Genomic DNA, 18,234 nt, shown 5'->3' on the forward strand with positions numbered 1-18,234 from the left:
GGTTCAGGCGTTGATCACGTCCTGCACCGCCTGTTCAAACAGCGCCATGCCCGCCTCGATATCCTGCGGCTCCACCACCAGCGACGGCGCAAAACGGATCACGTTCGGCCCGGCGTTGAGGATCATCAGCCCGCGCGCGGCGGCGGCGGTGAGGAAATCCCGCGCCCGCCCCTGATACTGCGGCGTCAGCTCCGCGCCGATCAGCAGCCCCATGCCGCGAATGTCGGTGAAAATTCGGTATTTTTCGCCAATCTTCCGCAAGGCGTCGACATACAGGCCATGGCGTTGTTCAACGCCGCTCAGCACCTCCGGCGTATTGATCACGTCCAGCGCCGCTTCCGCCACCGCGCAGGCCAGCGGGTTGCCGCCGTAGGTGGTGCCGTGGGTGCCCACCTGCATCACCGAGGCGATCTCTTCGGTGGTCAGCATGGCGCTGACCGGGAAGCCGCCGCCCAGCGCTTTGGCGGTGGTGAGAATGTCCGGCGTCACGCCATAATGCATATAGGCGAACAGCTTGCCGCTGCGGCCCATGCCGCTTTGCACCTCGTCAAACACCAGCAGCGCCTGATGCTGGTCGCACAGCGCGCGCACCCCGTTAAGGAATTCGGCGTTCACCGGCGTGATGCCGCCTTCGCCCTGAATCGGCTCCATCACCACCGCGCAGGTATGGTCGTCCATCACCGCTTTCACCGCCGCCAGATCGTTGAACGGCACATGCACGATATCGGCGGGCTTTGGCCCGAAACCGTCGGAATACTTGGCCTGCCCGCCCACCGAAACGGTGAACAGCGTGCGGCCGTGGAACGCGTTATGGAAAGCGATGATTTTGGTTTTGTACGGGCTGTGGCGGGTGATGGCGTAGTGGCGCGCCAGCTTGAAGGCCGCTTCGTTGGCCTCGGCGCCGGAGTTGGCGAAAAACACCCGATCGGCGAAGGTGGCGGCGATCAGCTTGCTCGCCAGGCGCAGCGCCGGTTCGTTGGTGAAAACGTTGCTGGTATGCCACAGGGTTTCGCCCTGCTGTTTCAGCGCCGCCACCAGCGCCGGGTGGCAATGGCCCAACGCCGTCACCGCGATGCCGCCGGAGAAATCGATGTACTCTTTCCCCTGCTGATCCCACACCCGGCTGCCCTTGCCGCGCACCGGAACAAACTGCGCGGGTGCATAAACAGGCAGGATAACCTGATCAAACGTACTGCGGCTTACTGCGGATTTTTCGGTCATTATCGGGCCCACCCTGAAGGTCTTTCAGCGTTATCTTGATGATTGAGTGAAAATATAATCACAAAATATGCATAAAAAACCAATAAAGGGCAAACGCAAATCGCCTTTGGGGCAAAAAAAATGCCAATGGATTAACTTTTAAGGAAATTATCCAGCAGCCGATGCCCCTGTTCGCTGAGGATACTCTCCGGATGGAACTGCACCCCCTCCAGCGCCAGCCGGCGATGGCGGATGCCCATGATCTCATCGCGCTCGCCGTCGCGTTCGCTCCAGGCGGTCACCTCGAAGCAGTCCGGCAGCGTATCGGCCTTCAGCACCAGCGAATGGTAGCGGGTCACGGTGAGCGGATTGTTCAGCCCGCGAAACACCCCGCCATCGCAGTGGCGGATCGCCGAGGTCTTGCCGTGCATCACCTCGCGGGCGCGCACCACTTCGGCGCCAAACGCCTGGCCCAGCGCCTGATGCCCCAGACAAACGCCGAGGATCGGCAACTTGCCGGCAAAGTGACGGATGGCGTCCAGCGAGATGCCGGCTTCGTTCGGGGTGCAGGGACCGGGTGAAATCACCAGGCGCTGCGGCGCCAGCCGCTCGATATCGGCCAGCTGCAGCGCATCGTTGCGCTTCACCAACACCTCGGCGCCCAATTCGCAGAAGTACTGGTAAAGGTTATAGGTAAAGGAGTCGTAGTTATCGATCAACAGCAGCATGTTAGGTCCAGCAGAAAAAAGCGCTGCGACAGTTTACTGGTTTAGCCTGCTGCTGCCGACGATAATTTCGGCTTACTTTTTACGGCCGCCCATGATGGAGCCCAGCACGCCGCGCAGGATCTGCCGGCCGAGGTCGCGCGCCATGCTCTTGGCCGCGGTCTGGACGATGCCGTCGCGCTTGCCGCCGCGCGGGCCGGTGGAGCCGAACAGGATCTCGTTCAGGCCGCCCATCAGGCCGCCGCCCGCCTGCTGCTGCGCCTGCGGTTGCTGAGCCGGCTGGCCCGGCTGCGGCGCGCCGACGGTGGCGAAACCCTCCGAAGACAGCTTCTCGTAGGCCGATTCGCGGTCGACCATATCCTCATAGCGGCCATACAGCGGCGATTTGTTGATCGCGCTGTTCAGGCCGTCGGCGCCCAGCATGCCCATCTTGGACTCCGGCGCGATCACCATCGCCCGCTCCACCACGTTGGGCCGGCCCTTTTCGTCCAGGAACGACACCAGCGCTTCGCCCACGCCCAGCTCGGTGATCGCCGTTTCGGCGTCGAAAGCCGGGTTGGCGCGCATGGTTTGCGCCGCCGCCTTCACCGCTTTCTGGTCGCGCGGCGTGAAGGCGCGCAGCGCGTGCTGCACGCGGTTGCCCAGCTGGCCCAGCACGCTGTCCGGGATATCCAGCGGGTTCTGGGTGACAAAGTAAATGCCCACGCCCTTGGAGCGGATCAGCCGCACCACCTGCTCGATCTTGGTCAGCAGCGCCGGCGGCGCGTCGTTGAACAGCAGGTGGGCCTCGTCGAAGAAGAACACCAGCTTCGGCTGCTCCGGATCGCCCACTTCCGGCAGATGCTCGAACAGTTCGGCCAGCAGCCACAGCAGGAATACCGAATACAGCTTCGGTTGGTTAATCAGCTTGTCCGCCGCCAGCAGGTTGATGACGCCGTGGCCGTTGGCGTCGGTTTTCATCAGGTCGTTGATGTCCAGCATCGGTTCGCCGAAGAACTGGTTGGCGCCCTGCTCTTCCAGCGTCAGCAGCCCGCGCTGGATAGCGCCGACCGAGGCCGAAGAGATGTTGCCGTACTGGGTCTGGAACCGTTTGGCGTTGTCGCCGACGTACTGCACCATGGCGCGCAGATCTTTCATGTCCAGCAGCAGCAGCGCGTTGTCGTCGGCGATTTTGAACACCAGCTGCAGCACGCCGCTTTGCACTTCGTTCAGGTCCAGCAGACGGCCCAGCAGCAGCGGCCCCAAATCGGACACGGTGGCGCGGATCGGGTGGCCTTTCTCGCCGTAGATATCCCAGGGGATGAGGGTGCAGGCCTGCGGTTGCCAGTCGCTGACGCCAATCGCCGTCAGCCGCGCCTGCAGCTTCTCGGAAGGCACGCCCTCGGTGCCGATGCCGGACAGGTCGCCCTTCACGTCAGACAGAAACACCGGCACGCCGATACGCGAGAACTGCTCGGCCATTTTCTGCAGCGTCACCGTCTTGCCGGTGCCGGTCGCCCCGGTAATCAAGCCATGGCGGTTCGCCAAAGCCGGCAAGATGACCAGATCCTGTACCGGTTTCCCGTCCTTCATCGCCTTGGCGATAATCCGTGCTTCACTCATTTTCTTTTCCTTTGACGCTGCCGCGGCGCGAAAAGCGCCTGTTGATGCAATAAAGCTATAAGCGCGGCGTAACCCCGTCAAGAACAAACAAAAAGGGCGCCATCAGGACGCCCCATTAAGCCAATATTTTCAGAATCGCCCTAAGATCACGCTCACCCGCGCAGCCCCAGCTGCTCCTTCAGCGCCTTCAGGTAGCGCCGGCTGACCGGCACCGGGTCGCCGGCCGGCATGATCATCTCCGCCGCGCCGCCCTCTTCGAAGCGGATCTCGCATACCTGCTCCAGATTGACCAAATACTGCCGGTGGCAACGCACCAGCGGCGTGCGGCTTTCCAGCGTACGCAGCGTCAGTTCGGTAAAGCACTCCATGCCGTCGTTACGCACCACGAACACCCCGCTGGTGCGGGAACGGATCGCCAGCACTTCGTCGAAACGCAGCAGGTAGATGCGGCTGTGGCCGGTGCAGGGAATGTATTTCAAGTAGCCGGCGCTCTGTTCCAGCGTCGCGATATCCTGCGGCGCGCTGCGCTGCCGCAGGCGCTGCAAGGTTTTGCTCAGCCGTTTGGGCTCCGCCGGCTTCAGCAGATAATCAAACGCGTGCTCTTCAAACGCCTGCACCGCATATTCGTCATAGGCGGTCAGAAATACGATGTGCGGCATGCGGTTGGGATCCAGCATGCCGACCATCTCCAGCCCGCTGATGCGCGGCATCTGGATATCCAGGAACACCACGTCCGGCTGCAGACGATGAATTTGGCTGATGGCCTCTATCGCATTGGCGCACTCGCCGATGATGCTGATTTCTTCCTCGGCCTCCAGCAGGTGCCGCAGGTTATCGCGCGCGGAGGGTTCGTCGTCGACAATCAGTGCGTTTAACATCAGGCGGCCCTCGCCATGGGTACGTTGAGCGTAATGCGCGTAAAGGCGTCCGGCCGGCAATCCACCCGCACGCCGTAGCCTTCGCCGTAGCGTACCCGAATGCGCTTGTCCACCAGGTTCATGCCCAGCCCGCTGCGGTTGGGCTTCGCCTGGAACAACCCGGCGTTGTCGGTCACCTGCAGCAGCAAGCGGTCACCTTCGCGCCGCGCGCCGATATCGATCCGCCCGACGCCCAACAGGTGCGAGGTGCCGTGCTTGATGGCGTTCTCGACGATCGGCTGCAGCGAAAACGCCGGCAGACGCACCGCCAGCAGCTCTTCCGGCAGCGACACCGCAATCTCCAGACGATCGGCAAAGCGCGCCTTCTCGATCTGCAGGTAGGCGTTCACATGTTCGAGCTCGTCCGCCAGGCTGACCTCATCGTCCGAACGCTTCAGGTTTTTGCGGAAGAAGGTCGACAGATACTGCACCAGCTCGCAGGCGCGGTCGCCGTCGCGGCGGATCACCGCCACCAGGGTATTCAGCGCGTTGAACAGGAAATGCGGATTGACCTGGGCGTGCAGCAGCTTGATTTCCGACTGCGCCAGCAGCTGTTTGTGGCGCTCGTACTGCCCGGCCATGATCTGCGCCGACAGCAGGCTGGCGATGCCTTCGCCCAGCGTGCGGTTGATGGTGCTGAACAGCCGGCTCTTGGGTTCGTACAGCTTGATGGTGCCGATCACCCGCTGGTTTTCGCCGCGCAGCGGGATCACCAGCGTCGATCCCAGCTTGCAGCCGGGATTGATCGAACAGCAGTAGGAAAGCTGGTTGCCGTCGGCGTACACCACTTCGTTGTTGTCGATGGCGCGATGCGAATGCACCGAGGCGATCGGCGTGCCCGGCAGGTGATGGTCGTCGCCGATGCCGATAAACGCCAGCAGCTTGTCGCGATCGGTGATCGCCACCGCGCCGATGCCCAGCTCCTGATAGATAACCCGGGCGACCTTCATGCTGTTTTCCTGGTCGAACCCCTGGCGCAAAATGCCCTCGGTGCGTTCTGCTATCTTGAGCGCCTTGGAGGAGAAGGCGCTGGTGTATTTCTCGAACATCGCGCGCCGGTCCAGCAGGATCTGCATAAACATCGCCGCGCCGACGGTGTTGGCGATCATCATCGGCAGCGCGATGTGCTCCACCAGCCGCAGCGCTTCCTGGTAAGGGCGCGCCACCGTCAGGATAATCGCCATCTGCAGCACTTCGGCCACCAGCGCCACCCCGGCGACGAACAGCGGATTAAACAACAGTTCGATGCGGCCGCGGCGCATGGCGATGCTGTGCACGATGCCGCCGACCAACCCTTCCGATACCGTCGAAATCGCGCAGGCCACGTCGGTCATGCCGCCCAGGGTATAGCGGTGCAAGCCGCCGGTCAGCCCCACCAAAAAGCCCACCGACGGCCCGCCCAGCAGGCCGCCCAGCACCGCGCCTATCGCCCGGGTGTTGGCGATCGAATCCTGAATATGCAGGCCGAAATAGGTGCCCATGATGCAAAACACCGAGAAGATCACGTAGCACAGCAGCTTGTGCGGCAGGCGAATGGTCACCTGCATCAGCGGAATGAACAGCGGCGTCTTGCTCAGCAAATAAGCGATGACAAGATAGACGCACGTCTGCTGCAACAGCAGCAACACCTGGTTAAATTCATACATGGCAGCAACTCATCCAGAGAAACAACGCCGGATTTCCGGTCTGGTTATAGTCTGCCGATTAGAACATGCGAAGGGGAAGAAAACAGTGATGCAGGCAAGGCTTCGGAAGGTTCGGGGCCGGGAGCGAACGGCCGATCCCGGCGGGATCGGCCGTCAATCTTACGGCAGTACCTTGGCGGACAGAATGACCACCGGTTTGGTCGGCACATTCTGATACGGGCCGACGTTGCCGGTCGGCACCTGAGAAATTTTGTCTACCACGTCCATGCCCTTCACCACTTTGCCGAACACCGCGTAACCGAAGTCGCGCTGGCCGTGATCCAGGAAGGCGTTGTCCGCCACGTTCAGGAAGAACTGGCTGGTGGCGCTGTCTTTGTCGGCGGTGCGCGCCATGGAGATGGTGCCGCGCAGGTTGCGCAGGCCGTTATCGGCTTCGTTCTTGATCGGCGCCTTGGTGGACTTTTGCTGCATGTCGGCGGTAAAGCCGCCGCCCTGCACCATAAAGCCCGGGATCACGCGATGGAAAATGGTGTTGTTGTAGTAGCCGCTGTTCACGTAGTCGACGAAGTTCTGGCTGGATACCGGCGCCTTCTGACCGTCGAGCGCCAATTCGATATTCCCTGCCGAGGTGGTCAGCATGACATGGGTTTCGCCGGCGGCTAAGGCTGCGGGCGCCATTGCTGTCAGGGAACACAGCGCAACGAAGGTCACTAAAGTACGTTTGAACATTAACGGGTCCTTTCTCTGAGAGACAAACTACGGAAAAGCGCTTTGATTCTAAAGAGCTGCATCGGCAAGTACCAGCCATTTACCTATATTTACGCAATTGTGGGACATATCTTAGCTGGCCCTGAATTTTACTGCCGAAAGTATGATCGCCGGTGGCCTTTTTGCCAACTGCATCACGCATTTTTTGCCCTTTTCCCTCCTTCGACGCGTTTTGCGACGCAACTCCCGTTTTGCTGCGCCATTGCGGTTATTCTAGATAAATGAGAGCGCTCTCATTTTTGGGCGCCGATGCGAAGACCATCCGCCGGCGGCTTCGCCGCGCAATGACTGGAGAAATAATGTGAGTGAATTGATGACTGAAATCAGCGCCGATTTTGAAAGCACCATCATGGAACTGCTGGTGTTCTCCGGCAGCGCGCGCAGCAGTGCGCTGATGGCGCTGCAGCAGGCGCGCGCCGGAGATTTTTCCGCCGCGGCCGAACAGATGGCCGAGTCCAAGGCCTGGGTGAAAAAGGCGCACCTGATCCAGACCGAACTGATCGGCCTGGATGAGGGCTGCGGCAAGCTGGCGATCACGCTGATCACCGTACATGCGCAAGACCACCTGATGAACGCCATGGTGATCCAGGATCTGGCCGGCGACATGATCGAACTTTACCGCCGCCAGGCACAGATGGAGACCCGCGCATGAGCTCATTGAAAATCGCCGTAATCGGCGGCGGCAGCAGCTATACCCCCGAACTGGTCGACGGCCTGATCCAGCGTATCGAAGAGCTGCCGGTGACCGAACTGGCGCTGGTGGACGTAGAGCCGGGCCGCGGCAAGGTGGAGATCATCGCCGCCCTGACCCGCCGCATGCTGGCGCGCCACGGCCTGGAGCAGGTGAAGGTCAGCGTGCACTTCGCGCTGGACGAAGCGATCCGCGACGCCGGCTTCGTGCTGACCCAATTTCGCGTCGGGCAGCTGCCGGCGCGCGCCGCCGACGAACGGCTGGGGCTGAAATACCATCTGATCGGCCAGGAGACCACCGGCGTCGGCGGCTTCGCCAAGGCGCTGCGCACCATCCCGGTGATGCTGGACATCGCCCGCCGGGTGGAAAAACTGGCGCCGGACGCCTGGATCATCAACTTCACCAACCCGGCCGGCATCGTGACCGAAGCGGTTTCTCGCTACACCAAGGCGAAGATCATCGGCCTGTGCAACGTGCCGATCAGCATGCATCACATGATCGCCAACATGCTGCAAACCCCCTATGAGGACGTGCAGCTGCAGTTCGCCGGCCTGAACCATATGGTATGGGTGCATCGGGTGACGCAACACGGCCGCGACGTCACCGGCGAGGTGATCGACATGCTGTGCGACGGCGCGGCCCTGACCATGAACAACATCAAGGAAGAGCCGTGGCAACCGGACTTCCTGCGGGCGGTCGGCGCCATTCCTTGCCCGTATCACCGCTATTTCTACCAGACGAAAGAGATGCTGGCCGAAGAAGTGGCCGCCGCCGCCGAGCGCGGCACCCGCGCCGAGCAGGTGATGCGGGTGGAAAAGGAACTGTTCGAGCTGTACGCCGATCCGCATCTGGACAGCAAGCCGGAGCAGCTCGGCTTCCGCGGCGGCTCGTATTATTCGGAAGTGGCGCTGGAGCTTATCCGCGCCATCCATAATAATCTCGGCGCGCAGTTGGTGGTCAATACCGCAAATCGTGGCGCTATTCGTGGTTTGCCGGACGACGCTGTGATAGAAATCAACTGTATCGTCGACGCGCAGGGCGCGCACCCGCTGACCTTCGGCCAACTGCCGGATGCGATGCATGCGCTGACCCAACAGGTGAAAGCCTACGAGCGTCTGACCATCGAGGCCGCGGTGCACGGCGATCGCCGCAGCGGCCTGCTGGCGCTGATCACCAATCCGCTGGTGGCCAACGCCAACGTGGCGCAGCCGCTGCTGGAGGAGGTGCTGACGGTAAACCAGCCTTACCTGCCGCAGTTTAACCGATAGCCGTTAGGGGCAGCATGCCGGGGTTCGGTTCGCCGAACCCATTTTTGTCGTAATCAGGAGTCGGATGATGGTGACACTGGAAGATGTCGCAGCATTGGCGGGCGTATCCCGCGCCACCGTGTCACGCGTGGTGAATGGCGACAGCAACGTCAAGGCGCCGACCCGCGAGAAGGTTGAACGCGCGGTCGCCCAGCTCGGTTATACCCCGAATCCGGCCGCCCGGGCGCTGGCCTCCAGCCACAGCAATACGCTGGGCCTGGTCACCACCTCCTACCGCGGCGGCTTCTTCGGCGCGCTGATGGACTTTGTGCAAACCGAAGCCGAATCCCACGGCAAACAGCTGCTGGTCACCCAGGGCCGCAACAGCGCCGAGAACGAATGGCAGGCTATCCAGCGGCTGTTCAGCCTGCGCTGCGACGGCGTGATCCTGCACGTGCGTTTTCTCAGCGACAACCAATTGCGCCAACTGGCCGCCGAGCAGCGTCACTTTGTGTTGCTCGATCGTCTGGTGCCCGGCCTGGAAGATCGCTGCGTGACTTTCGACCATCCGCACGCCAGCCGCATGGCGACGCAACGGCTGCTCGACGCCGGCCACCGGCGCATCGCCTGCATCAGCGGCCCGCGCGAACGCCCTTCCAGCCGGCTGCGGCTGCAGGGTTTTGAGGAGGCGATGCAGGCGGCGCGCATCAAGCCGCTGGCCTGCCTGGAAGGCGTTTACGATCTGGAGAGCGGCTATCGCTGCGCCGATCGGCTGCTGCTGCAGGAAACCGCCCCGACCGCCATTTATTGCTGCAACGAAGAAATGGCCATCGGCGCGCTGCTGGCGATCAATGAGCATCAGCTGCGGGTGCCGCAGGACATCTCGCTGATCTGCTACGACAGCGGCGAGCGCGCGCCCTTTGTCCGCCCGGCGCTGACCAGCGTGCACTTTCCGATCGGCGAAATGGCGCAGTACGCGGCGCGGCGCCTGATCGACCCGGCCACCCCGGCTCATCGCTTCGAGCCGGCGATCGTCAGCCGCGATTCGATCGTGACGGTGCGCAAATAGATCACAAAAACAATTCACAACTATTCATTGATTGCATCAAAAAATCGACAGCCATCACAAAAACTCCCGTGGTCTGTGCTAGGATCCGCTCCCTGGTGGCCTGATCGGGACTTTTTTCTGCTTTGCCAGGAAAAGCCAGCGGCCTTATGCCAGTTTTAACACTTCTAACAGACATAATCAGGCCTATACAATGAATGACAGTAACCGCATACGGCTTACCTGGATCAGCTTCTTTTCTTATGCGCTGACCGGTGCTTTAGTGATCGTCACAGGGATGGTGATGGGAAACATTGCAGAGTACTTTAATCTGCCGGTTTCCAGCATGAGCAATACCTTTACCTTTCTCAACGCCGGCATTTTGATTTCGATTTTCCTCAACGCCTGGCTGATGGAAATCATCCCGCTGAAGCGCCAGCTGATCTTCGGCTTTGTGCTGATGGTGCTGGCGGTGGCCGGACTGATGCTCGGCAAAAGCCTGACCATGTTCTCGCTGTGCATGTTTATTCTCGGCGTGGTCAGCGGCATCACCATGTCGATCGGCACCTTCCTGATCACCCATATGTATGCCGGCCGCCAGCGCGGTTCGCGCCTGTTGTTCACCGACTCCTTCTTCAGCATGGCCGGCATGATCTTCCCGATCGTCGCCGCCATGCTGCTGGCGCGCCACATCGGCTGGTACTGGGTCTACGCCTGCATCGGCCTGCTGTACGTCGGCATCTTCGTACTGACCCTGTGCTCCGAGTTCCCGGTGCTGGGCAAAAAAGGCGCCGATGCCGGCCAGCCCGTCGCCAAAGAAAAATGGGGCATCGGCGTGCTGTTCCTGTCGGTCGCCGCGCTGTGCTACATCCTCGGCCAGCTGGGCTTCATTCAGTGGGTGCCGGAATACGCCACCAAGTCGTTCGGCATGGACATCAGCCAGGCCGGCAAGCTGGTGAGCGACTTCTGGACCTCGTACATGGTCGGCATGTGGGTGTTCAGCTTTATCCTGCGCTTCTTCGACCTGCAGCGCATCGTCACCGTGCTGGCCGCGTTGGCTACCGGCGCGATGTACCTGTTCGTCAGCACCGATAACCCGCAGCATCTGGGCTACTACATCATGGCGCTGGGCTTCGTCTCCAGCGCCATCTACACCACCCTGATCACCCTGGGCTCGCTGCAGACCAAGGTGTCTTCGCCGAAGCTGGTCAACTTCATCCTGACCTGCGGTACCATCGGCACCATGCTGACCTTCGTGGTCACCGGCCCGATCGTCGCTAAAGGCGGCGCGCACGCCGCGCTGACCACCGCCAACGGCCTGTACCTGGCGGTGTTCGTGATGTGCTTGCTGCTGGGCTTCGTGACCAAGCACCGCAGCCACGGCCACGTTACGCATTGATCGGCCGACTGTGATGCAACAAGGGCGCCCCTGAGGCGCCCTTTTTTATGTCGCGGCGCTTAGCGCCTGAAATCCACTTTCTCATCCTGCTGCAGATACAGCGTGGTTTCCGCCGGTTGGGTTTCGGCGATGATCGCCCCCTGCCGGATCGAATAGCGCACCGGCGTTTGCCGCCGCACCGCATCAAAACCGCTTTCCGCCGGCAGGATCACCAGGTTGGCGCTGTTGCCCGCCGCCAGACCGTAATCGCTCAGGTGCAGGGTGCGCGCGCTGTGGCTGGTGATCAGCTTCAGCCCGTCGTCGATTTGGCCATAGCCCATCAGCTGGCAGACGTGCAGCCCCATATGCAGCACCTGCAGCATGTTGGCGGTGCCCAACGGGTACCAGGGATCGAACACGTCGTCGTGGCCGAAGCAGACGTTGATCTCCGCCTCCAGCATCTCCTTCACCCGCGTGATGCCGCGCCGTTTCGGATAGCTGTCGAAGCGCCCCTGCAGGTGAATGTTCACCAGCGGATTGGCGACAAAGTTGATGCCGGACATCTTCAGCAGGCGGAACAGCCGCGAAGCGTAGGCGCCGTTGTAAGAGTGCATCGCCGTGGTGTGGCTGGCGGTCACTTTGGCCCCCATCTCCAGCTTCAGCGCCAGCGCCGCCACCGTTTCGACAAAGCGCGACTGTTCGTCGTCAATCTCGTCGCAGTGCACGTCCACCAGCCGATCGTACTTCTGCGCCAGCGCGAACGCCTTGTGCAGCGATTCCACGCCATACTCGCGGGTAAACTCGAAGTGCGGAATGGCCCCCACCACGTCGGCGCCGAGCCGCAACGCCTCTTCCAGCAGCGCTTCACCGTCGGGATAGGACAAAATGCCCTCCTGCGGGAAGGCGACGATCTGCAGCGTCACCCAGGGCGCCGCCTCCAGCTTCACCTCCAGCATGGCGCGCAGCGCGGTCAGGGTGGGATCGGAAACGTCCACGTGGGTGCGCACGTATTGCACGCCGTTGGCTATCTGCCACTTCAGCGTCTGCCAGGCGCGCTGCTTGACGTCCTCGTGGGTCAGCGACGCCTTGCGCTCGGCCCAGCGTTCGATGCCTTCAAACAGCGTGCCGGACTGATTCCAGGCCGGCTGACCGGCGGTCTGGGTGGTGTCCAGGTGGATATGCGGCTCGACAAAGGCCGGCAGCGCCAGCCCGCCCTGCGCGTCCAGCGCGTCAGTGCGCCATTCCTGCCCTTCCGGCTGCGGCACGATATGAGCGATGCGCCCCTGTTCGATGGCAAGCTGCCACAGCCCTTCATGCCCGCTCAAACGCAGGTTGTCGATAAACTTCAATGGACTCTTGGCCACCCTTCACCTCTGCTGTTGCGGCTGGTTTTCTTCATCATACTGCCAGCGGATTGGGCTGACAAAAGCCGATTGCGAGAGTGCGCCCGCGCCCTACTCCCCGAGAGGCAAATGATCCGGTCACTGTCACGTTTCAGCTAAAGGTGAATAAAATCCGCAACTTAACAAATAGATAGAAAAATCATTGGCATACCACATAAGGGGTATATGAGGGCCGGCTTGATTTGCATCAATAAATTGCCCGCCGGGAGGAATAAGGTAAGCCTAGGAAATCAGAATTTTGAGGCAATAATGAGCAGAGTCAAACTTGCCGTCATCGGCAACGGCATGGTCGGCCACCGGTTTATCGAAGATCTGCTGGAGAAAGCAGACCGGGACCAGTTCGAGATCACGGTGTTCTGTGAAGAGCCGCGCATCGCCTACGACCGCGTTCACCTGTCTTCGTACTTCTCCCACCACACCGCCGAAGAGCTGTCGCTGGTGCGCGAAGGCTTTTACGAAAAACAGGGCGTGAAGGTGCTGGTCGGCGAACGCGCCATTACCATCAACCGCGGTGAGAAAGTCATTCATTCCAACACCGGGCGCACTCTCTACTACGACAAGCTGATCATGGCCACCGGTTCCTATCCGTGGATCCCGCCGATTAAAGGCTCGGACAGCCAGGACTGCTTCGTTTACCGCACCATCGAAGATCTGAACGCCATCGAAGCCTGCGCGCGCCGCAGCAAACGCGGCGCGGTGGTCGGCGGCGGTCTGCTGGGGTTGGAAGCCGCCGGCGCGCTGAAAAGCCTGGGGGTGGAAACCCACGTGATCGAATTCGCCCCGGTGCTGATGGCCGAGCAGCTCGATCCGATGGGCGGCGACCAGCTGCGCCGCAAGATCGAACGCATGGGCGTTAAGGTGCATACCGGTAAAAATACCCAAGAGATCGTCAACGGCGGCACCACCGCGCGCAAAACCATGCAGTTCGCCGACGGCAGCGCGCTGGAAGTCGACTTCATCGTGTTCTCCACCGGCATCCGCGCCCAGGACAAACTGGCGCACCAGTGCGGGCTGGCCACCGCTCGCCGCGGCGGCATTGTCATCAACGACAGCTGCCAGACCTCGGATCCGGACGTTTACGCCATCGGCGAATGCGCCTCCTGGCGCGAGCGCACCTTCGGCCTGGTGGCGCCCGGCTACAAAATGGCGCAGGTGGCGGCCGACCATCTGCTGGGCCGAGAAAACGCTTTCCGGGGCGCGGACATGAGCGCCAAGCTGAAGCTGCTGGGCGTTGACGTAGGCGGCATCGGCGATGCCCACGGCCGCACCGAAGGCGCGCGCAGCTACGTGTATCTGGATGAAAGCAAAGAAGTCTATAAACGCATCTGGGTCAGCGCCGACAGCAAAACCCTGCTCGGCGCGGTGCTGGTGGGCGATACCAGCGACTACGGCAACCTGCTGCAGCTGGCGTTGAACGGCATCGCGCTGCCGGAGAACCCGGATGGGCTGATCCTGCCGGCGCACGCCGGCAGCAAGCCGGCGATCGGCGTGGACTCGCTGCCGGAAAGCGCGCAGATTTGCTCCTGCTTCGACGTCAGCAAAGGCGACATCATCAAGGCGGTCAACATGGGCTGCCACACGGTGGCGGCGCTCAAGGCCGAAACCAAGGCCGGCACCGGCTGCGGCGGCTGCATTCCGCTGATCACCCAGGTGCTGAACGCCGAATTGAGCAAACAGGGCATCGAGGTCAACCACCACCTGTGCGAACACTTCGCCTACTCGCGCCAGGAGCTGTATCACCTGATCCGCGTCGAGGGCATCAAGTCCTTCGACCAACTGCTGGCCAAATACGGCCAGGGCTACGGCTGCGAAGTGTGCAAGCCGACCGTCGGCTCGCTGCTGGCCTCATGTTGGAACGAGTATATCCTGAAGCCGCAGCATACGCCGCTGCAGGACACCAACGACAACTTCCTCGGCAACATCCAGAAAGACGGCACCTACTCGGTGATCCCGCGTTCGGCCGGCGGCGAAATCACCCCGGACGGGTTGCTGGCCATCGGCCGCATCGCCAAAGAGTACAACCTCTACACCAAGATGACCGGCTCGCAGCGCATCGGCATGTTCGGCGCGCAAAAAGACGACCTGCCGGCCATCTGGAGCAGGCTGCTGGCCGCCGGCTTCGAAACCGGCCACGCCTACGCCAAGGCGCTGCGCATGGCGAAAACCTGCGTGGGCAGCACCTGGTGCCGCTACGGCGTCGGCGACAGCGTCGGCTTCGGCGTTACGCTGGAGCACCGCTACAAAGGCATCCGCACCCCGCACAAAATGAAGTTCGGCGTCTCGGGCTGCACCCGCGAATGCGCCGAGGCGCAGGGCAAGGACGTCGGCATCATCGCCACCGAGAACGGCTGGAACCTGTACGTCTGCGGCAACGGCGGCATGAAACCGCGCCACGCCGATCTGCTGGCCGCCGACCTCGACGGCGACACGCTGGTGCGCTACCTCGACCGCTTTATGATGTTCTATATCCGCACCGCCGATAAGCTGCAGCGCACCTCGGTGTGGCTGGAAAGCCTGGAAGGCGGCATCGATTACCTGCGCAAGGTGATCGTCGACGACAAGCTCGGCATCAACGACCAGCTGGAGACCGAGATCGCCCGCCTGCGCGACGCGGTGGTCTGCGAGTGGCGAGAGACCCTCGAACACCCGGAAACGCAGCGGCGTTTCGCCCACTTTATCAACAGCCCGCTGCGCGACCCGAACGTCCAGGTGGTGACCGAGCGCGAGCAGCATCGCCCGGCGCGCCCTGACGAGCGCATTCCCGTTACCCTGCTCGACACCGAGGAGAACCCCGCATGAGCCAGTGGATTACCGTTTGTCCCGTCGCCGATATCCTGCCCGGCACCGGCGTGTGCGCCCTGATTGGCGATCGCCAGGTGGCGGTGTTCCGCCCCTATGCCGATGAGCGGGTGTTCGCCATCAGCAATATCGACCCCTTCGCCCAGGCCAGCGTCTTGTCTCGCGGCCTGATCGCCGAACATCAGGGCGAGCTGTGGATCGCCAGCCCGCTGAAGAAACAGCATTTTCGCCTGAACGACGGTCACTGCCTGGAAGACGGCGCGCATTCCATCGCGAGTTTCACCAGCCGGGTGGTCGACGGCCTGGTGCAGATAGCCGCCTGACCCCCACAACGTTCCGAGGATCGCCGATGGATTACCTGCCGATTTTTTGCCGGTTGCAACACAAGGCCTGCCTGTTGGTCGGCGGCGGAGAAGTCGCCGAACGCAAGGCGCGCCTGCTGCTCGACGCCGGGGCGGCGCTGACCGTCAATGCCTGCGAGTTCAGCCCGCAGTTCCGGCGGTGGGCCGATGAGGGCCGACTGACGCTGGTCGAGGGCGAATTCACCCCGGCGTTGCTGGCGGAAAAATGGCTGGCGATCGCCGCGACCGATCGGCTGGAGGTCAACGCGCGGGTGTATCAGTGTGCCAACCGGCAGCGGGTGTTCTGCAACGTGGTGGATGATCCGAAGCGCGCCAGCTTTATCATGCCGTCGATCATCGACCGCTCGCCGATCATGGTGGCGGTCTCGTCCGGCGGTAAAGCACCGGTGCTGGCCCGCCTGCTGCGCGAGAAGCTGGAAGCGGCGTTGCCGCAGCACCTCGGCAAGCTGGCGCAGCTGGGCGGCGCGCTGCGCCAGCGGGTAAAACGGCGCTTTGCCGGCGCCGGTGCGCGTCGGCGCTTCTGGGAGCGGCTGTTCGCCCACCATCGCTTGGCGCAGTCGCTGGCCAACAACGACGATGCGCAGGCCGAACGCCAGTTGGAACGGCTGTTCAGCGAGCAGCCGGCAGATCGGGGCGAAGTGGTGCTGGTCGGCGCCGGCCCCGGCGACGCCGGCCTGTTGACGCTGAAGGGCCTGCAGCAGATCCAGCAGGCCGACGTGGTGGTTTACGACAGGCTGGTGTCGGACGACGTCATGGCGCTGGTGCGCCGCGACGCCGAACGCATTTTCGTCGGCAAACGCGCCGGCCACCACTGCGTGCCGCAGGAGCAGATCAACCAAATCCTGCTGCAGCAGGCGCTGCAAGGCAGGCGCGTGGTGCGGCTGAAAGGCGGCGATCCCTTTATCTTCGGCCGCGGCGGCGAAGAGCTGGAAACGCTGGCGGACGCCGGTGTTCCGTTCTCGGTGGTGCCGGGCATCACCGCCGCCTCCGGCTGTGCGGCCTACGGCGGCATCCCGCTCACCCACCGCGACCACGCGCAAAGCGTGCGGCTGGTCACCGGCCACGCCCGGGCCGACGGCGGGCTGGACTGGGCGCCGCTGGCCGCCGGGCAGCAAACGCTGGTGTTCTATATGGGGCTGTCGCAGGCGGCGGAAATCCAGCGCCAGCTGATCGCCCACGGTCTGGCGGCCACCACGCCGGTGGCGCTGGTGGAAAACGGCACGTCATGCCGCCAGAGGGTGATCGAGGGGGAACTGCGTCAGTTGGCCGCTCTGGCGCAGCGGGCCGCCAGCCCGAGTTTAATCATCGTCGGCAGCGTGGTCGGCCTGCGGCGCAAGCTCAACTGGTTTTCCGGCGAGGAAACGGCGGAAAATCTCGCCCGGCAAGCCTGAGGCAGAGTTAAAAAAAAGCGGCCATTGGCCGCTTTTTTCGCTTGTCCGCCATTATTGCGGCGGCGGCACAAAACCGACGGCCTGATAGACCTTCGCCAGGGTTTCCTGCGCGCGCGCGCGCGCCTTGGCGGCGCCGTCGCGCATCACCTGCTGCAGGTAGGCTTCGTCGTTGCGGAAGCGATGGTAACGCTCCTGCAGCTCGCCCAGCATGCCGGACACGGCTTCGGCCACCGCGCCCTTCAGGTGGCCGTACATCTGGCCTGCAAACTCGGCTTCCAGCTGCGCGATGCTCTTGCCGGTCACGCCGGCGAGGATATCCAGCAGGTTGGAGACGCCCGCCTTGTTGACCACGTCGTAGCGCACCACCGGCGGCTCTTCGGAGTCGGTCATCGCACGCTTGATCTTCTTGGTGACCGCTTTCGGATCTTCCAGCAGGCCAATCACGTTGTTGCGGTTGTCGTCCGACTTGGACATCTTCTTGGTCGGTTCCTGCAACGACATCACGCGCGCGCCGGACTTGGGAATGAACGGCTCAGGCACCTTGAACACCTCGCCGTACAGCGCATTGAAACGCTGGCCCACGTCGCGGCTCAGCTCCAGATGCTGCTTTTGGTCTTCGCCGACCGGCACCTGGTTGGTTTGATACAGCAGGATGTCCGCCGCCATCAGCACCGGGTAGCTGAACAGGCCGGCGTTGATGTTCTCCGCGTAGCGCGCGGATTTATCCTTGAACTGGGTCATGCGGCTCAGCTCGCCGAAGTAGGTATAGCAGTTCAGCACCCAGCTCAGTTGGGTATGTTCCGGCACGTGCGACTGCACGAAGATGGTGCTTTTTTCCGGATCGATGCCGCAGGCCAGGTACAGCGCCAGCGTATCCAGCGTGGCCTTGCGCAGCTTTTCCGCGTCCTGACGCACGGTGATGGCGTGCAGATCGACGATGCAATAAATGCAGTCGTAGTCGTCCTGCATCTGAACCCACTGACGCAGCGCACCCATGTAGTTGCCGATGGTCAGTTCGCCGGACGGCTGCGCGCCGCTAAATACGATGGGCTTACTCATG

The 18,234-nt window shown here is 62.4% G+C and carries 15 protein-coding genes; 7 read left to right on the top strand and 8 right to left on the bottom strand.

The window, feature by feature from the left end:
- Positions 1–3 precede the first annotated feature (3 nt).
- From argD to ppiA, 6 genes are all read right to left on the bottom strand, one after another.
- The gene (gene argD, locus CKW09_RS22740; RefSeq protein ID WP_061798920.1) at positions 4–1,221 is read right to left on the bottom strand and encodes a bifunctional acetylornithine/succinyldiaminopimelate transaminase; all 1,218 of its coding nucleotides are present in this window, start codon (positions 1,219–1,221) and stop codon (positions 4–6) included.
- A gap of 131 nt (positions 1,222–1,352) precedes the next feature.
- Positions 1,353–1,928 carry an aminodeoxychorismate synthase component II gene (locus CKW09_RS22745; protein ID WP_095099604.1) on the bottom strand — a complete coding sequence of 192 codons (576 nt, stop codon included), beginning with the start codon at positions 1,926–1,928 and terminating at the stop codon, positions 1,353–1,355.
- 72 nt (positions 1,929–2,000) lie between these two features.
- Positions 2,001–3,527 carry a helicase HerA-like domain-containing protein gene (locus CKW09_RS22750; RefSeq protein ID WP_095099608.1) on the bottom strand — a complete coding sequence of 509 codons (1,527 nt, stop codon included), beginning with the start codon at positions 3,525–3,527 and terminating at the stop codon, positions 2,001–2,003.
- A gap of 152 nt (positions 3,528–3,679) precedes the next feature.
- Positions 3,680–4,405 (bottom strand): two-component system response regulator BtsR, encoded by a 726-nt coding sequence (btsR, locus tag CKW09_RS22755; RefSeq protein ID WP_095099610.1) that lies wholly within the window; start codon positions 4,403–4,405, stop codon positions 3,680–3,682.
- Positions 4,405–6,090, bottom strand: coding sequence for a sensor histidine kinase (locus CKW09_RS22760; protein ID WP_095099611.1), 1,686 nt, complete (start codon positions 6,088–6,090; stop codon positions 4,405–4,407). The genes btsR and CKW09_RS22760 overlap by 1 nt, the downstream gene beginning before the upstream one ends.
- Before the next feature lie 159 nt (positions 6,091–6,249).
- Positions 6,250–6,819, bottom strand: coding sequence for a peptidylprolyl isomerase A (ppiA, locus tag CKW09_RS22765; RefSeq protein ID WP_061798930.1), 570 nt, complete (start codon positions 6,817–6,819; stop codon positions 6,250–6,252).
- Positions 6,820–7,171: 352 nt separating this feature from the next.
- Between ppiA and CKW09_RS22770 the strand changes: the two genes are divergently transcribed.
- The 4 genes from CKW09_RS22770 to tsgA all read left to right on the top strand — a co-directional run bounded on the left by CKW09_RS22770 (position 7,172) and on the right by tsgA (position 11,240).
- Positions 7,172–7,510: a PTS lactose/cellobiose transporter subunit IIA gene (locus CKW09_RS22770; RefSeq protein ID WP_061798932.1), complete on the top strand. Its 339-nt coding sequence runs from the start codon at positions 7,172–7,174 to the stop codon at positions 7,508–7,510.
- Entirely contained in the window at positions 7,507–8,817 is a 1,311-nt protein-coding gene (locus CKW09_RS22775; protein ID WP_061798934.1) for a 6-phospho-beta-glucosidase, read from the top strand. Before CKW09_RS22770 ends, CKW09_RS22775 begins: the two co-directional genes overlap by 4 nt.
- Positions 8,818–8,884: 67 nt before the next feature.
- Positions 8,885–9,865 carry a LacI family DNA-binding transcriptional regulator gene (locus CKW09_RS22780; RefSeq protein WP_095100304.1) on the top strand — a complete coding sequence of 327 codons (981 nt, stop codon included), beginning with the start codon at positions 8,885–8,887 and terminating at the stop codon, positions 9,863–9,865.
- A 190-nt stretch (positions 9,866–10,055) separates the two neighbouring features.
- A complete protein-coding gene (gene tsgA / locus CKW09_RS22785) occupies positions 10,056–11,240 on the top strand; it encodes an MFS transporter TsgA (RefSeq protein WP_061798935.1) in 1,185 nt (394 codons plus the stop codon).
- A 59-nt stretch (positions 11,241–11,299) separates the two neighbouring features.
- On the opposite strand, the gene CKW09_RS22790 is transcribed toward tsgA, so the two are convergent.
- A complete protein-coding gene (locus CKW09_RS22790; RefSeq protein ID WP_269458462.1) occupies positions 11,300–12,568 on the bottom strand; it encodes a cytosine deaminase in 1,269 nt (422 codons plus the stop codon).
- Positions 12,569–12,871: 303 nt separating this feature from the next.
- On the opposite strand from CKW09_RS22790, the gene nirB reads away from it, so the two are divergent.
- Genes nirB through cysG form a run of 3 tightly spaced genes read left to right on the top strand, consistent with a single transcriptional unit; the run spans position 12,872 to position 17,174 of the window.
- Positions 12,872–15,421: a nitrite reductase large subunit NirB gene (nirB, locus tag CKW09_RS22795; protein ID WP_095099623.1), complete on the top strand. Its 2,550-nt coding sequence runs from the start codon at positions 12,872–12,874 to the stop codon at positions 15,419–15,421.
- Entirely contained in the window at positions 15,418–15,744 is a 327-nt protein-coding gene (gene nirD, locus CKW09_RS22800; protein WP_061798940.1) for a nitrite reductase small subunit NirD, read from the top strand. Before nirB ends, nirD begins: the two co-directional genes overlap by 4 nt.
- A gap of 26 nt (positions 15,745–15,770) precedes the next feature.
- Entirely contained in the window at positions 15,771–17,174 is a 1,404-nt protein-coding gene (gene cysG, locus CKW09_RS22805) for a siroheme synthase CysG (protein WP_095099633.1), read from the top strand.
- Positions 17,175–17,225: 51 nt separating this feature from the next.
- On the opposite strand, the gene trpS is transcribed toward cysG, so the two are convergent.
- Positions 17,226–18,233: a tryptophan--tRNA ligase gene (trpS, locus tag CKW09_RS22810; RefSeq protein ID WP_061798943.1), complete on the bottom strand. Its 1,008-nt coding sequence runs from the start codon at positions 18,231–18,233 to the stop codon at positions 17,226–17,228.
- Position 18,234 lies beyond the last annotated feature (1 nt).

Source organism: Serratia ficaria (genome assembly GCF_900187015.1).
In the GTDB taxonomy this organism is placed as follows: domain Bacteria; phylum Pseudomonadota; class Gammaproteobacteria; order Enterobacterales; family Enterobacteriaceae; genus Serratia; species Serratia ficaria.

Coding starts and splice junctions, on each gene's coding strand:
- CKW09_RS22770 (WP_061798932.1), top strand. CDS start 7,172: ATGACTGAAATCAGCGCCGATTTTGAAAGCACCATCATGGAACTGCTG.
- btsR (WP_095099610.1), bottom strand. CDS start 4,405: ATGTTAAACGCACTGATTGTCGACGACGAACCCTCCGCGCGCGATAAC.
- CKW09_RS22750 (WP_095099608.1), bottom strand. CDS start 3,527: ATGAGTGAAGCACGGATTATCGCCAAGGCGATGAAGGACGGGAAACCG.
- CKW09_RS22780 (WP_095100304.1), top strand. CDS start 8,885: ATGGTGACACTGGAAGATGTCGCAGCATTGGCGGGCGTATCCCGCGCC.
- trpS (WP_061798943.1), bottom strand. CDS start 18,233: ATGAGTAAGCCCATCGTATTTAGCGGCGCGCAGCCGTCCGGCGAACTG.
- tsgA (WP_061798935.1), top strand. CDS start 10,056: ATGAATGACAGTAACCGCATACGGCTTACCTGGATCAGCTTCTTTTCT.
- CKW09_RS22775 (WP_061798934.1), top strand. CDS start 7,507: ATGAGCTCATTGAAAATCGCCGTAATCGGCGGCGGCAGCAGCTATACC.
- nirB (WP_095099623.1), top strand. CDS start 12,872: ATGAGCAGAGTCAAACTTGCCGTCATCGGCAACGGCATGGTCGGCCAC.
- CKW09_RS22745 (WP_095099604.1), bottom strand. CDS start 1,928: ATGCTGCTGTTGATCGATAACTACGACTCCTTTACCTATAACCTTTAC.
- CKW09_RS22760 (WP_095099611.1), bottom strand. CDS start 6,090: ATGTATGAATTTAACCAGGTGTTGCTGCTGTTGCAGCAGACGTGCGTC.
- cysG (WP_095099633.1), top strand. CDS start 15,771: ATGGATTACCTGCCGATTTTTTGCCGGTTGCAACACAAGGCCTGCCTG.
- nirD (WP_061798940.1), top strand. CDS start 15,418: ATGAGCCAGTGGATTACCGTTTGTCCCGTCGCCGATATCCTGCCCGGC.
- ppiA (WP_061798930.1), bottom strand. CDS start 6,819: ATGTTCAAACGTACTTTAGTGACCTTCGTTGCGCTGTGTTCCCTGACA.
- argD (WP_061798920.1), bottom strand. CDS start 1,221: ATGACCGAAAAATCCGCAGTAAGCCGCAGTACGTTTGATCAGGTTATC.